11 protein-coding genes are annotated in these 16,886 nt (G+C 44.9%); 2 read left to right on the plus strand and 9 right to left on the minus strand.

What is annotated here, in order from left to right:
- Nucleotides 1–114: 114 nt before the first annotated feature.
- Together HF888_RS15960 and HF888_RS15965 are read right to left on the minus strand one after the other, a co-directional pair.
- On the minus strand, nucleotides 115–591 hold the full coding sequence (locus HF888_RS15960; RefSeq protein ID WP_007016703.1) for an Rsd/AlgQ family anti-sigma factor: 477 nt from the start codon (nucleotides 589–591) through the stop codon (nucleotides 115–117).
- Between the two features lie 281 nt (nucleotides 592–872).
- A complete protein-coding gene (locus HF888_RS15965; protein ID WP_007016701.1) occupies nucleotides 873–1,397 on the minus strand; it encodes a disulfide bond formation protein B in 525 nt (174 codons plus the stop codon).
- Nucleotides 1,398–1,517: 120 nt separating this feature from the next.
- On the opposite strand from HF888_RS15965, the gene HF888_RS15970 reads away from it, so the two are divergent.
- Nucleotides 1,518–1,922 (plus strand): flagellar basal body-associated FliL family protein, encoded by a 405-nt coding sequence (locus HF888_RS15970; RefSeq protein WP_007016700.1) that lies wholly within the window; start codon nucleotides 1,518–1,520, stop codon nucleotides 1,920–1,922.
- A gap of 78 nt (nucleotides 1,923–2,000) precedes the next feature.
- Here the strand turns inward: HF888_RS15970 and rmf are convergent, their stop codons facing one another.
- The 4 genes from rmf to HF888_RS15990 all read right to left on the minus strand — a co-directional run bounded on the left by rmf (nucleotide 2,001) and on the right by HF888_RS15990 (nucleotide 7,305).
- Nucleotides 2,001–2,201 carry a ribosome modulation factor gene (gene rmf / locus HF888_RS15975; protein WP_007016699.1) on the minus strand — a complete coding sequence of 67 codons (201 nt, stop codon included), beginning with the start codon at nucleotides 2,199–2,201 and terminating at the stop codon, nucleotides 2,001–2,003.
- A gap of 112 nt (nucleotides 2,202–2,313) precedes the next feature.
- Complete coding sequence (gene gshA / locus HF888_RS15980; protein ID WP_007016698.1) at nucleotides 2,314–3,876, minus strand: glutamate--cysteine ligase; 1,563 nt, start codon at nucleotides 3,874–3,876, stop codon at nucleotides 2,314–2,316.
- An 87-nt stretch (nucleotides 3,877–3,963) separates the two neighbouring features.
- Entirely contained in the window at nucleotides 3,964–6,294 is a 2,331-nt protein-coding gene (locus HF888_RS15985) for a Tex family protein (RefSeq protein ID WP_007016697.1), read from the minus strand.
- Nucleotides 6,295–6,462: 168 nt separating this feature from the next.
- Entirely contained in the window at nucleotides 6,463–7,305 is an 843-nt protein-coding gene (locus HF888_RS15990; RefSeq protein WP_133308412.1) for a hypothetical protein, read from the minus strand.
- 125 nt (nucleotides 7,306–7,430) lie between these two features.
- Here HF888_RS15990 and HF888_RS15995 point away from each other — a divergent pair, with 125 nt between their 5' ends.
- Nucleotides 7,431–8,927 (plus strand): TonB family protein, encoded by a 1,497-nt coding sequence (locus HF888_RS15995; protein WP_007016695.1) that lies wholly within the window; start codon nucleotides 7,431–7,433, stop codon nucleotides 8,925–8,927.
- An 8-nt stretch (nucleotides 8,928–8,935) separates the two neighbouring features.
- On the opposite strand, the gene HF888_RS16000 is transcribed toward HF888_RS15995, so the two are convergent.
- The 3 genes from HF888_RS16000 to HF888_RS16010 are packed head-to-tail and all read right to left on the minus strand — an operon-like array spanning nucleotide 8,936 to nucleotide 16,878.
- The gene (locus HF888_RS16000; RefSeq protein ID WP_007016694.1) at nucleotides 8,936–9,418 is read right to left on the minus strand and encodes a chemotaxis protein CheW; all 483 of its coding nucleotides are present in this window, start codon (nucleotides 9,416–9,418) and stop codon (nucleotides 8,936–8,938) included.
- Between the two features lie 3 nt (nucleotides 9,419–9,421).
- Nucleotides 9,422–10,456: a chemotaxis protein CheB gene (locus HF888_RS16005; protein WP_007016693.1), complete on the minus strand. Its 1,035-nt coding sequence runs from the start codon at nucleotides 10,454–10,456 to the stop codon at nucleotides 9,422–9,424.
- Entirely contained in the window at nucleotides 10,453–16,878 is a 6,426-nt protein-coding gene (locus tag HF888_RS16010; protein WP_007016692.1) for an Hpt domain-containing protein, read from the minus strand. The genes HF888_RS16005 and HF888_RS16010 overlap by 4 nt, the downstream gene beginning before the upstream one ends.
- Nucleotides 16,879–16,886 lie beyond the last annotated feature (8 nt).

The following is a 16,886-nucleotide window of genomic DNA, read 5'->3' on the forward strand; positions in this document are numbered from 1 at the left end:
AATACAATCAACCTTAGGACTAAGTGTAGGTGAGGAAGGGGCTTTTGCGAGTCTAGCTAGAACAGAGCCTATTCAACTTCTGGCTGAATAGGCAACCATTTGATACTAATGAATTTAGGCAGGTGTTTGCTTGTGTACGTTGTGTAAGTTTTCGATTAATTCGTCTTCAAGCTCAAAACGTTCTTCGAGTAGCTCTCCGATTTCAGAAAGATCTTTCGGCAAATCCGAAAGCTGCTCTAAACAATGCTCTGCGTTGTCATACTTATCGTTAAATTCAACACAGCGTTCAGTGATCTGTTCTAGTCGTGGGTAGTGCTTTCGCGCTAAATCAATACCACCATCATCATACTCTTGCGCTTCAAGCAGTAGTTTTTCGTAGATTTCAAAATGACCCGCGCTTAAGTAGTCCATTAAGACTTGGCAGAATGCTTCGACTTTAACGGATAGAGGAGTCTCCCTCGGACTAAACGGCTTAAGACCACGGATGGCAAAATACAAAACCAACATATTTTGACGCTCACTTAACCAGCGATCAATTAGGTCGTGCACGCCTCCCCAGCGCTCCTGTGCGTCTTTGGTCGATTCCAACATTGTTCTTCCCCTGTGTATGGACCAAGCCCCCAAGATTTGGCATGGTCCGCTATGAATCCGATGGGTTAATCAAAACTACTAGTGACAGCCTACTACCAGCATACCTCACTAAGCAAATGCCCTTTGACGCTTTGCTCAGCTTTAAACTAACTCGCAAATATGTCGAGGTAAGATTTAATATAGGCCGCGGTGATAACCACCGCAAGCCGCAAAATTTGAATGTTTTTTTGCTTGTATTGCACAGCAATTTGCAATAAATTCGAGCAACCGAGATTCGTATTTTATCGTTCGGAATCATGCTTGGCGCGATATGCCATAACCAGAAAATAGGCGCTAATTAGTCCAAAGCCAATCATCCATACAAGTACCCATGCAGGCATGGATAAACCCAAGAAACTCCATACACCCTCTGCACAATTTCCATTACCACGTAACATGACAGCTAGCACATCCGCCCAAGGCAGGGTATCAACCATATAATCTAAACTTGGGCCACAAGTGGGCACTTGGTCAGCGGGTAAGCTCTGAATCCAAACATGACGACCTGCGACAAATATCCCTAAAGCTGAACCCAGAGTCATCACAATGGAGCCTGTCCAAGCTGCGAATTTAGAATGCCAAAAGACAGCGCCTAAGGCCCCGATACCCACAATTAAAACAGCGATACGCTGCATAATACAAAGCGGACATGGATCCAAAAACATCACATATTCAAAGTAATAGGCAGAACCCAATAAACCCACACAAGATAAAAAAACCACTAATGCAAGATTACGAGGCGTCACCATCGACAAAGAAAGCGCCATAAAATTTCCTTTATTTTTTAGCAAAATCAACTTTTCGACCGCAAGTACGGCTCTGAGTTTATATAAGTCTCTGATTTTTTGACTATGCTAAATAGCAGAAACCAAATAAGGACGAGATTTATGCGCAGTTTAACCGTTTTGTTGGTCAGTGTATTGATTTGCATGCAAACATGGTCAGAAGAAGGCACAGGTGGAGGCGGTACTCAGTATGTTCACTTGCAGCCGGCATTCGTACTAAATTATGGCGAAAATAGTTCGGGAAAATTAAAGTACATCCGCACCGACGTCGCATTACGAGTAACTGGCGCTGAAGCAGCCGGTAAAGTCAATCATCACCAGGCCTATATTAGAAACCAATTGGTTTTGCTACTTAGCCAGCAAACGGACGAAACTGTGAATACCGCAACTGGCAGAGAGGAACTTCGGCAGGTAGCGCTTGAAGAAGTTAAAGCCTTACTGAGTGAATTAGAAGGTAAACCCTATGTGGACGATTTATACTTCCAAAATTTTGTTGCGCAAAATTAAATACCTCACGCCACTGTATTTCTGGCAATAAAAAAGGACGCAGTGCGTCCTTTTTTGTATGTAATTTCAAACACTTGGCTAAACACTGCTGCGCTTTAATCCATGTTTGATATCGTATTGCTCTTTACCGTCATGCCAACCGGCCTCCCAAGCATTGACGATCATTTCTGCCCTATACGGACAAACTAAAACGGGCTTGCCAACCATGCCTGCCATAAATCCGTGGCGATAGGCTTTTTCGAGGTTTTCAAGATCCCAGTTGTTTTCAACCAGTTCCATAGGTCTTTTCCTGAGTTTTTTATGAATCTAATACACAGAGCTGTATTATCAAGCTTGATATTAGTCGTTTTGCGACGAGACTCATAACTTAGCCACATCCTTGTGACAGGCTTCACATTTTCTTACTGTACTCCGCTAAAAACGCAGCAAAGTCCATCTCTTCTTCCGATTCCATGCGCGCTTGCTCGTTTAGTGACTGCTCACTTAAGGATTGCCATTGTTGAATATCCAACTGACTTCTCTGGCGGGCGAAATACTCAGCGTGTTGCTGACCTAATGAAAAAGTAAAATCAGCAAAACTTTGCTGACGTTGCTTTAACTCGCGCAAGATCGTGGCACTAGGTGTAAGTTCAGGATTTTGCACACGTTTTTGCATTTCTAGTAACGCATCTTGATAGTGGTTTTGACCCGTCTTGCTATCCATCAATTCAGCCAGAGGTTGCATCGCTGCCAATAACTCTTCAGCCCAGTTGGTTAGCAGAACACGCTCTCCATGTCGCTCTAGAGTAAACTGAGGGTGACGACCATTTACCACCACCTGCTTTTGGTTGCGCGACACTTCCTGGCATTCGGCGTCGCTCAATTTTGGACTGGGTTTGAACAGACAGTAACTCAAAAACAAGTCCATAAAGCGCACTTGCTCTAAACTCACGCCCAGCGGTTCAAACGGATTCAAATCCAAACAACGTACTTCGATATACTCAACGCCATATTCATTCAACGATGTCAGTGGTTTTTCTCCACTGATGCTATTACGCTTAGGTCGAACATCCGAATAATACTCGTTTTCGATCTGCAATAGATTGGTATTTAATTGCTTGTATTGTCCATTACTCTCTATGCCTATTTCTTCATAAGCGGGAACACTCTGCCCCATGGCATGCTTTAAAGTTGCCGTATACGTGGGTAAACCATTAAAACAGACGAATAGTCCATCTTGTGCATTGTTTTGATAACCCAAGTCGCTCATGCGAAGGCTCGTGGCATAGGGTGAATACAAGGTATCATCGTCAAGGGCTTCTAAATTGTGCTGTTTACCATCGACAAAGCTTTTATCTAGAGCTGGGCTGGCACCAAATAAATAGAATAACAACCATGAGAAGCGTCGAAAATTACGAACCAAAGAGAAGTAACCTTGGCTAATGAAGTCTTTGTTTAACTCTGCTGACTGCGTTTCAGCAAGTGCTTTCCAGATGCTCTCATCAACCGAGAAGTTATAGTGTACTCCAGCGATGCATTGCATCTTTCGCCCATATCGATGCCACAATCCGTGCCGATAGATATGTTTCATTTGACCGATATTGGATGTACCGTATTCAGCAATAGGCACATCTAACTCATCTTCGATAATACAGGGCATGGAAGCGGGCCAGATTATCTCATCATCGATCTCACTTGAAACAAAGCTATGAACATCTTGAAGATACTGTAGGACCGATTCGGCGTCTTCAGAGACTGGAGTGATAAACTCTAAGAGTGCTTCACTGTAATCGGTCGTTATACTGGAATGTGTCAGCGGACTGCCAAGAGCCTTTTGATGATGACGCTGGCTAATATGCACATTGGGAAGGACGCGCAGTCCTTCTTTCTCGATGCCGCGCTTAAAACGAAAGCTGGCAGACGGAAGATCCTGCAATACCGAGAGGGTTTGCTCAAAGCTAGGGGATTGTGCCAAAACGCTTCATCCTAAAGTAAATGCGGGCCATTATAGCCCGCTTAATGAATAGGAAAAGTATAGCAATAGGAACGCATTGTTTATACGCTACAGACGACCGCCTTTTTTCTTTTGCGCTTGAGCGAAAAGTGCAGCCATACCACCACCCTGTTGTACTTCTGGCGATTTGGAGGACGATCGACGCGGTGCTGAATTTTTAGGCTTGCGCTCGCTGCGTGGAGTTGATTTCTCGGCTTGGTAATCCGCAGCGTTGTCCGACATACGCATAGACAAAGCGATTCGCTTACGCGGCACATCGACTTCCATAACCTTTACTTTTACAACATCTCCGGCTTTAACCACCTGACGCGGATCGTCAATGAATTGATCACTCATCATACTGATATGGACCAGCCCATCTTGGTGTACGCCGACATCAACAAAAGCACCAAAAGCAGCCACATTGCTAACCACGCCTTCAAGAATCATATCGTCTTTTAAGTCTTTAATTTCCTCAACGCCTTCTTTGAATTCTGCCGTAACGAATTCTGGACGTGGATCACGCCCAGGCTTTTCTAGTTCGCTAAGAATATCTTTAACCGTTGGCAAGCCCACTTCGTCGCTGACAAAATCTGCTGCATTGACTGCTTTCAAGAAAGAGCCGTCACCAATAATCGCAGCGACATCTTTTTGCGCCTTGCTAGCAATGCTTTTAACCACGCCATAGGATTCTGGGTGAACTGAACTGGCATCTAAAGGGTTAGAGCCACCATTGATACGCAAGAAACCCGCTGCCTGCTCGAAGGTTTTTTCACCCAAACGCGGGACTTTTTTCAAATCCGCTCGGCTTGCGTAAGCTCCATTAGTTTCTCGGAAACTGACAATGTTATTGGCGATGGTACTGTTCAAACCGGAAACTCTTGTGAGGAGTGGCGCTGAAGCCGTATTGAGATCCACACCCACAGCGTTAACACAATCTTCTACTACGGCATCCAAACTACGTGCAAGAGCTGGCTGACTAACGTCATGCTGATACTGACCCACACCGATCGCTTTGGGTTCAATTTTTACCAACTCTGCCAATGGATCTTGCAATCGACGGGCAATGGAAATCGCACCACGAATGGTCACGTCGAGTTCTGGAAATTCTTTCGCCGCCAGCTCAGAAGCACTATAAACGGAAGCTCCCGCTTCGCTCACAACAATTTTTTGAATCTTTAGTTCTGGGTACTCTTTCATCAACTCACCCACCATGCGATCGGTTTCGCGACTGGCGGTGCCATTACCAATGGCGATTAATTCAACACCATGTTTTAAACAAAGAGCACGTAGAATCGCCTTAGCTTCACGCATTTGATTTTGCGGCTGGTGAGGGAATATGGCGCCATGATCTAACACCTTGCCAGTTTCATCTACTACAGCCACTTTACAACCTGTGCGCAAACCTGGGTCCAAACCAAGTGTGGTTTTATAGCCGGCTGGGGCGGCCATTAATAAGTCTTTTAAGTTTGTAGCAAACACTTTAATCGCTTCTTCTTCAGCGCTCTCTCGGATGCGCCCGACAAGCTCGGTTTCTAAATGCGTTAGCAGTTTTACACGCCAAGTCCATTTCACAACTTCCGCCAACCAGCGATCTGCAGCGCGGCCCTGGTTCTCGATCTTATAAAAACCTGCAACCATGGCTTCACAAGGACTTGCGGATAATTTGTCGTTAGGATCACCTACAACCAAGCTCACACTTAAGAAGCCTTCGTTACGACCACGTAGAATTGCCAGCGCACGGTGACTCGGCACGCCTTTCAGCGCTTCATCGTGCTCAAAATAATCTTGGTATTTCGCCGCCTCTTGTTCTTTACCAGCCATGACTCGTACGCTCAATTGCGCTTCTTGCCATAGGAAGTCACGTAGCTGCTGCAACAAATCCGCACTCTGTGCAAAGCGCTCCATAAGAATAAACTTAGCGCCATCCAAAGCCGCTTTTTCATCGGCTACGCCTTTATCTGCATCGACAAAGGCTTTCGCTTCCGTTTCCGGGTTGAGACTTGGATTCTGTAAAAGAGAATCGGCTAATGGTTCTAGCCCAGCTTCGATAGCGATTTGGCCTTTGGTACGGCGTTTCTGTTTGTATGGTAAATACAAGTCTTCTAAACGATTCTTAGTGTCCGCCTTAAGAATTTCTGCCTTCAACTCATCGGTCAATTTACCTTGTTCGTCAATGCTTTTAAGAATGGATGCTCGGCGATCTTCCATCTCTCTCATATAACGAAGACGCTCTTCCAACTGGCGCAGTTGACCATCATCAAGGCCACCTGTCACTTCTTTACGATAACGACTGATAAAGGGGACGGTAGCGCCTTCGTCGAGGAGGACAACTGCCGCTTGTACTTGATTTAAATGTACGTTGAGCTCTTGGGCCAATGCAGAAAAAATACGATCCATGAAATGCTCTGTCAGATAGAAATTTGTGATTAATTATTATTCGGTATTGGGCGTAGTGACCAACCCTTAAAAACACAAGCATTATAAAACAGAGCTCTATAGATTGCTGAACTCATTTGGCATAAACAGGGTTTTTTCTATGGACCATTGGGTGCTTTTTATACAGCATTAAAAGCGAATTTTGCGTGAAAACGTTAAAGCTAATTCTTCAGTAGAAAAACGATACCCATCTGTACTGCGGTGATTGAAAACACTCGCCGATAGCGCTAATTGCCAGCGTCGCCAATCAGCTTGTAAATAGAACTGAACACCCGCACCAAAGCTACCGTCATCGAATGCTACACGCTCGCAATTATTTTGAAATTCACTGGCACTCACTGCTTCGCCGCGAATCAGTCGATCTGATACCGCGTAACAATCAGTATCCTCAGGATCCTCAGTGATATACGCTTGGCCGCGTACGGAACTGTACAAAAGGTGGCCGCCTAAACCCACTTTTAAAAAGCGTTGTGGAGTCGCATCATTACGGCCATATGCATAAAACACATTGGGGCTAACCGCAATAACACTCATACTGCTATAGGTACCTAAATCAATACGCTGAGTTTGGCTACCACTATCATCAGGTCGAATGATCTGCTCAAATGCATAATCATCAAAATATTCAAACCCCCAGCCATAGCCCCAATTGGAGCTTCCAATAAAGCGATCTGCAAACGTCGCTGAAAATATGGGGCGTGGCTTATAGCCACTGGATAAAATGAAGGTATCGTCATTGGTATCAACGTTTTTAAATTTCAGTTGGCGCTCGGTAAAGCTCACTCCTACAGTAAAATATAACTCTCCGAATAGTTGATTGATCTTCTTAGCACATTCACTGTTACGCACTTCTTCGTAAAGAACCTCACACTCCTCGTAACTGGTTTCTACCTCTTTCATACGCTGCTTCCATGAATCAAACCATGACTCACCCTGTGAATTATCAGCGGTATCCTTTGCAAAAGACGACATTGTGAAAGCCGTTATTAGCACATGAATCAAAAAACGCATTATCAATCTACTCTCATTGTTCTCTTCTCTTAGCTTACAACATAATCTGGTCTATGCTTTGTTTAATGGTGTTTAGGAAGCTATATATGACGCGGATTATTGTTTGCCTTTTATTTCTGTCTATTAGCCAAATCACAGTGGCACTGACTCTTAACGGTATTGCTAGCTACCAACAATTGCGCAAAGAGTACTACATTGCCGCTTTATATTTGTCGCAAAGCAATGATGATCCACAGAGCATCTTACAAAATCAAGATCGTAAAAGAATGGCTTTAAGAGTCACAGCTAAACGCTGGAGTCCCCGCCGTTGGTCTTTGCAGTGGCAAAACGATATTGCCATCAATAATGTATTCTCCAGTGATCCCGATTACACACAAGGACTGCTCAGGTTTACTGGCTTTTTGAGAGATAATTTGAGCAAAGGCGATGAAGTTATTATTGATTACCTACCTGCCGAAGGTACTCGAATTTCAATAAACAATGTAACCGTAGTAAAGACCAGTACCGCCCAATTATTCGATGCGCTATTGAACGCTTGGATTGGTCAAGTACCACCATCTCGAGAATTTAAAAATAATATATTGAGCTTATCAGATGATCACAAGCAGCTACTCGATCGCTACAACAGTCTGAGCTATAGCGGTGATCGCACGGCAATGGTTAATAGCTGGATAGCAGCAGAAAAAGAAACAGCCGCTGCGTTTCAAAAGGAGCAACAGCTAAAACGAGCCCGAGCACTAGCGGCAAAAAAGGCAGAGGAGGAAGCCAAACAAAAAGCACAACAGAAGCAAGCTAGAGCGAGCAAGCCAACTAAGCCACCATCCAAAAAAGTAATTCGCAAGCCCGTTAAAAAACAAAAGATTGTGAGTACGACAACGCCCTCGAAAGAGAAAAAGAGTAAGGCACAAATCAAGGCCGAGCAAGACTACTATTTGGCGCTTTATCGGTGGGAGTTACGCAGAGCAATTCATCAAGCCGTTGAGTATCCAGCTTGGGCACGACAATTTGGGCAAAAAGGTTTGGTTACTGTCAACTTCACAGTTAATCGCCAAGCAGAAATTAAAAAATTAGACGCTCAAGACCAAGGAGCATCTGATCTACTAGTGAACGAACTGAAAAGAGCCACAACCGAAGTGGTGCCTTTCTTGTTGCCACCAGATGCCCTAGAAGGTAAGCAGTGGGACATCAGCATTAGCTATCGATTTGATCCGAATTCCGACGATCAACCCTATGTCGCTAAACCATCACTTCCTGAATCACTGCAAAGTGACAAAAAGTTATCCAGTTCCCAGTACAAAAAAGTTTTAGGCTCCTATCTAGGCACAGTAAGAGCAATTATAGAAGAGGGTATTGAGTATCCGGAGTGGTCTAAACGCTTAAATCAAAAAGGCAAAGTGGTTTTCGAAATAACAATCAATCAAGACGGTATTATTACAGAGACCAAGGCCATCGAAAGTAGTCGCCACGAAGCTCTAAATCAAGCGGTACTAGATGCAATTAATATCGCTCAACCTTTACCTATCATTCCAATCGAACTGGGTATTAATCAAACCAGCATTCGCATTGAACACGCATTTAAATAAGCAGCGTGTTATTGCCAAGGCTGTTCAGTAATAGCGGCTTCTAAAGCATCGATATCAGGTATAATGCCGTGGCCTGTTTCTAGGGTGACGGCCATCTTATGACCTTTCTCAAGAACCGCGGTCTGATTCTCTTTAATAGCCGTTTGCTCAAGTTTTACCAAACTCGGTAGACCCTGAGTAACAATTCCAAAAAATCTCAATTTGCCAGCCTCGCCATGAGGCGCATTGATAATCGCTATACGCCGATCTTGACCTTGCGAGCCTGCCTTTTGTCCGCAGTACTCTTCAAAATTGATTACGGGGACATCGACTCCGCGCCATTCAATCGTGCCCATTAGCCAAGACGCCACTTCATCATTGGGTGTTGGCCCATGAAAAGGAATAAGCTCTGCCACTGTCACGTTAGGCAAAACCAAACGACTTGCTTGCATAGGAATTAACAAACACGATAAGGCGGTATCTTGCGCATTGTCATTGCTTAAGTGCTGCATGCCCTATTTGGCTCCATTCATTGATGTATCAACTGATACATGAGTCATTTGTCTGGTTAATATTTCTTGTACAAGTTGCTGCGCCATGGCTGAAGGGTTTCCGCTAAAGCTTACCGAACCTGTCTCTCGGCAGGCGTCGGGCATGGCAGCACTGGCGCTGCTATCGCTATCTTGGGCGAATACGGAAATACCTTTGTCCTGCAAACAGGTTACGGCCTCGGCACCATCATTTCCCATACCACTGAATATCAATACTCCAGCACTTGGATAGGCTGCATGAGTATTTAAGATCAATTGATCCACAGATGGACCATAGGGCCCTGGCCAAGGTTTATCCAGTAGTACAACTTGCCCATCGATAAAGGTGATCTCTTTGTCTGCTGGAGCAATTAAAACTTCTCCGTTATTTAAACGCATTCCCGCTTCAGCAACTTTCAATGTAAACGGAGAGTGCCGCCCCAATACATTGGCCAAAACAGACACAAATTGATTATCGATATGCTGCCCATAAACAAACCCAACGGGCAATCCTTCTGGCAAACTATCTAAAAATTCTTTAACTGCTTCAGGCCCGCCTAGCGAGCTGCCAATAACCCAAACGTTTTCTGCCACAGTACCTTTATTTGGTGCGACCTTATCCGGTAAAGGTAAGGATTCACTGCGCTTCTCTAATTGGCTAATGGCTTCTAAACGATCCTGAGACAAAGCGGACTGAGATAAAATATCGCGACCTAATAATTGCTTTATCTTTGCGTATAATCGCTTTTCCCATTTAGGATACGCCTTGTCTTGCTTACTGGGCGCTGCTTCAAAGCCAAACAAGACAGGTTGCTCTAAATCTAAAAACGGTTCTAGCAACTGATCATCTTCACGTAAATCGACCAGCCATGCAGAAACTTCGTGATCAATGCCTTTCAATTCAAGGCTACGAGCACTGAGACTAATTACTTCACAACCAAAATCCGCCAAAGCAGACCGTAAGCGATGTTGCTGTAGATTATCTTCCGCAACTACCGCTAGTTTTAATGCTGTTGTCACCCACGATGCCCTGTGTATTCAGCAATAGCTTCCAAAAGTCGATCCTCTTGGAATGGCTTACCCATGTAGTCTGTCACGCCAATAGCCATAGCCCGTTCCTTGTGTTTTTCACCGGTACGCGACGTGATCATAATAATCGGAATCTCTTTCAATGCCTGGCTATGACGCATTTGCGAAGCTACCTCGAAACCATCCATACGCGGCATTTCTATATCCAACAACACTAAGTCCGGCTTGTACTCCTGCAGAGTTGCCATGGCATCTACACCATCTTTCGCCGTACGAACTTCCATGCCATTTCGCTCTAGAAGACGGGTCGTCACTTTACGTACGGTTACGGAGTCATCCACAACCAGTATTGATGTCACATCGCTTTGACGAGCCAGCTCAACCGCTTCCAGTTCGGCTTCCTGCTCGTGTTCAATAGCCATGTGCTGTTGATATTCAAGAGTATTCACATGACGCATCATGTTCGGTAGATCCAAGATGATCACTACGCTACCGTCACCCAAGATGGTACCACCCGATACACCCACTACAGAGTTAAACTGTGGCCCTAAGGTTTTTACAACAATTTCCCGTGAACCCATCAATGTATCCACTTGAATCGCAGCAGGCGAAGAACCACGCACAAGCACGACAGGCATCGGCGTATTGTCTTCGGGCAGGCGCGTCATGTTTTCATCGCGCAATAGGCGACCTAAATACTCTAACTGGTATTCACGACCTGCATAGTGATAAGTCGGCTTATCCTGTTTGAGTAGCTCACGCAAGTTGTTGGCACTCACGCGCACAATACCTTCAATATTGTTAAGTGGTATTGCGAACAAAGCGTCACCGACTTTCGCCATAAGTGCTCGGTTTACCGATACTGTAAACGGCAATCGAATGACGAACTCAGTGCCTTGATTCTGTTGTGAATTAATCACAACCGTGCCGCCTACTTGTTTGATCTCACTATTCACAACGTCCATGCCTACGCCACGGCCGGAGATCTGTGTCACTTGTTCAGCCGTACTGAAACCCGCTTGAAGGATAAACTGATAGATTTCTTGATCCGGCATTTTCACACTTGGATCAATCAATCCACGATCAATCGCTTTGCGACGCACTGCATCAACATTAATACCTGCACCATCATCGGCTAAACGCAGTACTACGTCACCGCCATCACGGGAAAGGCTTAAATAAATATTACCGGTTTCTGATTTACCTGCAGCTTTACGCTGTTCAGTCGATTCCAAGCCATGGTCTACAGCGTTACGTAGCATGTGCTCTAGAGGAGAAATCAGACGCTCTAGTACGCTACGGTCCATTTCGCCTTCAGCATTACTGACATGCAACTCGACCTGTTTGCCCAATTCTGTACTGATTTGACGCACGATACGACGTAGACGCGGTACCAAACGACTAAACGGTACCATTCGAGTCTTCATTAGACCTTCTTGCAATTCGGTATTTACGCGCGATTGCTGAAGCAATAATGTTTCTGCATCACGGGTCTTATCCAAAAGTGTCGATTTTAAATCCGCTAAGTCCGATGCCGACTCTACTAGTGACCTAGACAGTTGCTGCAACTGGCTATAGCGGTCCATCTCCAATGGGTCAAAATCTTCATATTCTGGACCTTGTTGTTCACGACGGAAAAGCACCTGAGCCTCGGTTTCCATATCTAAACGTCGAAGCTGGTCGCGCAAGCGATCCAAGGTGGCGTCCATTTCATCCAATGTGTAAGAGAAATCTGTAACTTGAGTCTCTAAACGACCACGACTGATCGATGTTTCACCTGCCAAGTTAACCAAACCATCAAGCAAAGAAGCAGGTACCTTGATCATTTCCTGCGGGCCTTGACGTTTGCCTTGAGCCTCTTGCTCGGTTCGACTAACCGGTTGCTGCGGTGAAGACTGAGCAACTACTTGATTATTCTCGGCCTGAGGTACAATTGGCGCAGTCGTCGTTTTCGACGTATTCTCCTCGGCGTCGGGTTGTGGTCGCAATGGCACAACATTGGTTTGCGGCTGAGATAGCACTTCGGCTCGATCGCTATCGGTATTCTCGTTGCTCTGAACAGCATTCTCGACCTGAACCATAAGTGGCTCTGAAGCACCTGCATTAAACCACTCTTGTACATGTTCAATACGACCCGCTATGAAATCATATTGTTCATGTAGACTGTTGAACAAGGCTTCATCACCAGGACGTTTTTCCGTGAGACGTTTTTGCAATTCAGTCTCCATATGGTGCGCCATGTCACCAATATCGACTAAACCAGCTATGCGTGCACCGCCTTTCAGCGTATGCAAAACACGCTGCACAGCTTCGTTCGTGCTTAGATTTTCAGGTGATTGTTGCCACTGCTGCAATAAACCATCCAATTCTTCTAGCAATTCGTCGGCTTCTTCAAGGAAGATCTCGATTACTTCCTCATCTGCGTCTATTGCCAGACTCTCAACTGTGACTGACTGAGTCTCCTGCAATGGTTTCACTGCAGATGCAGAAGGATCAGCCAAACTATCTTCATCACTTGCAGTTGATGTCTCATCAATCGCGTTAGCTTGCGATGGTACTTCCAGCGACTCACCAGCAATAAATAGTTGAATGGCAGTAATCAGTTCTGGAGCTGGGCGCATGCCTTGATTATCTTGCAAGGCTGCGACCATATCAGCCAAACGATCATGACAAATTTGGAGTAACTCAAATAACTGAGGGGTTGCGGTTAAGCGTCCGAGACTGAGCCCTTCATACAAGTCTTCTAACTCATGCGCTAAGTCGCCAATGGCATTAATTTCTGCCATACGCGCGCCGCCCTTAAAGGTATGCAAGTCACGCTGCAATTCAGCAACTTTAATTAAATTTAATGGATCTTGTTTCCAGTCATTCAGGGCTTCAGAGATGGAGTCTAAAAGTTCTTCCGCTTCTTCTAAAAAGATCTCTAATAACTCTGGATCAATATCCTGCTGAATAACTTCTTCCCTCACTTCCACCTGTGGAATATCCAAAGTCACAGGACCATCATCCAAATCAGAATTGTCTGGGACTAATTGCTTGTATTCTTCTTCAGAATCGACAGGGACCTCACCAGTGAGATCTGCGATCAGTTGTTTTGCAGGCACGATGGCTTGGCTTGCAGCCACCATATCCATCATATTCAGTAGAGCTTCATGAGCATCAATAATGGTTTTAGCAAGTTCACTATCGGCCGCCAAAGCTTCATCCTTGATGCGCTGATAGGCTATTTGCAATGCCTGACACAAAGCGACTAAAGGAGGAAGCTCAGACATCTGAGCACCCTTTTCTAGGGTTTGCATTTCATCAATGAGGGTCAGCAACAATTCGGAATTATCTGGATGAGCTTTCCAATCATCCATTAAGTCTTCCGCTTCATTAATAATGTCCATGCCCTCGGACAAGAAGATGGACAGCACTTGAGGATCAACTTGACCTTTGTTCTTCTGACCAGAGTCTTCCGCCACATCGGTGCGTACTTGATCGACAAAACGGATCAGGTCCGCATTTAGATCTTGACTGCCGGGGATCTCCGCATAGGGCGTTGAATCCAGTTGCTGATAGCCTTGATCCAGTAATTCCTTACCTCGGATATAGAAATGTATGATTTCTGCACTAGGCTCAATGTGATAAGCCCTTAGGTCTTTTGTAAAGTTTTCTAAACCCGCTGCCACTTCTGCTATCGGTTCGATATGCGCCATATGCGCACTACCTTTCAAAGTGTGTAACGCTCGCTGTAGATCATCGTTCAAGTCTATTTGATAATCTTCACTCTGTGCAGTTTCAATAAATTCTGCCACCACTTTTAAGTGGCTGGTTACCTCACTGCTAAATACACTTAGCAATGCTTGGTCCATGTTTTGGTCATTGGTTTCTGTCTCTGAAATCCCGTCATGACTCTCTAACTTTGCAGAGGATTCGACTGTGGTGGCTAAATTTTGCGAATCTTGCTCAAACTTTTTTGCCGCTCCATGCCATTCTCCAGCAACTTCACCTTTGGCAATTTTGTTGGCGTATTCTTGAATCGCTTCTACATCCAATGGACATACATGGCGATGCTTAAACGCTTCAATGAGACTTGGCAATTGCTCAATCACGTAATCAACAATCGTGAATAGTTCATCACTTAATTGAATGGTTTGGTCAATGAGACGATTGAACATGTTTTCAATCGCCCAAGCAGTCTCGCCAATATCACTGGCACTGACCATTCGCCCACTGCCTTTCAAAGTATGGAAAGCTCGACGAGTTGTGATCAGAGCTTCTTCATCTGATGTATCGCCTTTGTAGGCTGGCCAAAATTCATGAATGGTTTCTAATACTTCTTCAGCTTCCTCTAGGAAAATTTCGATAATCTCATCGTCAATCAAATCATCATCGTCATCTTCCATTGCAACAGGTGCTAGTTGCTCAACGGCTACTTGTTCTGGTTCTACCGTGACAAATTCATTGTCTGGTTGTTCTTCCAATGCCGCAGTTAATGCATCTTCTGCACTGACATCCCATTCTTCAGGCTGTTCTATGGAAGCAAAATCGATAACCTCAGGTTCGGTTTCTTGTATGGAAACATCGTCCAACGTAATCGTTTCTAATGCTGCTTCGCTATCCTCTGAAGCTTCATATGCACTATCAGCAGCTTGTAACCTTGTTTGCGAATCTGTTTCTAGCCCATCATCACTAGACACTTCTAATGAGACTTCTTCGAGGTCATCTTCTAATGCATCTTGTGCTACAACCGGTTCATCAGGGGATAAATCCTGCGCAGGTATGTATGGCAAAATGACTTCTTTCGCACGCAGCAAAATACCATTGCTATCTTGTTGCGCATCGTCATCAACACGCTCTAAGAAATATTCAACACCACTTAATGATTCAGCCAAAACTTCTAATAACGCGGCTGATGGGCGTTCATTTTGATTAACATGTTTATGCAAGATATTGGAGCAGTAACGTGCAATATCTGCCGCATCCACCTGTGGGACCATAATCAAGGTGCCACGTAAATTCATCAACTGATCGGCGGCATCCGCAAGCAGTGATAACTCTCCACCCTTTGCATACTCCACAACCAGCTCTTTCACTTTTTCAATGATTTGCTTCGATTCGCGCAATACAACGTGCTGAGCTTCACCCAACTGCTGGGCTTCTGCCGTTGCAGGTTCACCGCCAAAGCGATCACTTAATCCGGTGAGCGATGCCTCCACATACAGCAACGCACCGGCCACATCCATCAATTGAACATTGCTAGCCGTTTGGCCTTCTGCAACAAACTGACTAATGAAGTCAAACTGATCCTGTATCACTTTTCGTGGCGTGCCGAGACCCAGCATCCCCATGGTATCGGTGATTTGCTTGAAAGCAGGAATCAAAAGTGCAAGCTGCTCTGAGGTCGCTTCTTTGTCTTGAACTAATAGATCCAATCGCTCTTTGAGCGTTGTAATTTCTTCAATCAAGGCAGTCGCAACGCTACCCATGGTTGCTTTATCTGGACCTTTAAGTGCTTTGCGTTCTGCTGTCACCTCGTCTTGTGTGGGTAACGCGTCCTTAAGATTAAAGTCTTGCTTAATTTGCTCAATACGAGGTGTATTGATATCGCATTTCGCCACATAAAAAAGTAAGTTCTTGAGCAACTCGTCATTGCGCGCATTCAACGAGCTAGGACCTTGAGTAACCACTTTTTTCAACTCTGGCTCAAGCTTTTTCAACAGTTCTTTAACAGCACTGTTTAACGCAATACCATTACTTGCGACACCTTCAAGCACCGCTGCCGCAGCGTGCCATAAGTCTTGTGCTTGGCTTTTTTGAAAAAGTTTAGCTAATCGCGCAGCTACTTTATGCAAGTACTGCGTATTTTGATCGACATCTTTGCCTTTCAATAAACCTAGTAAGGCTACCTGATACATCTGTCGAAGCTTACGCAAAAGATCGACAAATTGTTTATCAGAAAACTGACGTTCTTGTGCATCCGTAAGCGGTTGGCGGGTTTCTATTGAGGGTTGGAATAAAGACGTTTCTGATAGTAACGCTTCGCCGCGAGCACCACGCAAATCATTGAGAACAGGGAGTAGAACAACAGGAAGGTCGCGACGCCCGAGTTTTATGTGATCAAGATAATTCGGTAATTGTAAAATTGCTTGCATCAAGACCTGACGAGCCTCATTGGCGTCAGCGACTTGATCACTCAACAAAGCTTGCGCAACAGCCTCCATCTCTTCGGCCAGCATAGCTGCACCATAGAATTCGACCATCTGCAACGTACCACGTACTTGGTGTAAATACGTCAGACAGAATTTCATGCGCGCGGTATCGTCTGGTGCTTCTACATAAGCCTCCAGTTCATACTGAGCTTGTTTTAAGACTTCTTCTATTTCGCCTTTGACCCAATCAAGGGCAACGTAATCGTGGCGATCGCCCATAGTGGCTC

It is taken from the genome of Bermanella marisrubri (assembly GCF_012295615.1).
Taxonomy (GTDB): domain Bacteria; phylum Pseudomonadota; class Gammaproteobacteria; order Pseudomonadales; family Oceanobacteraceae; genus Bermanella; species Bermanella marisrubri.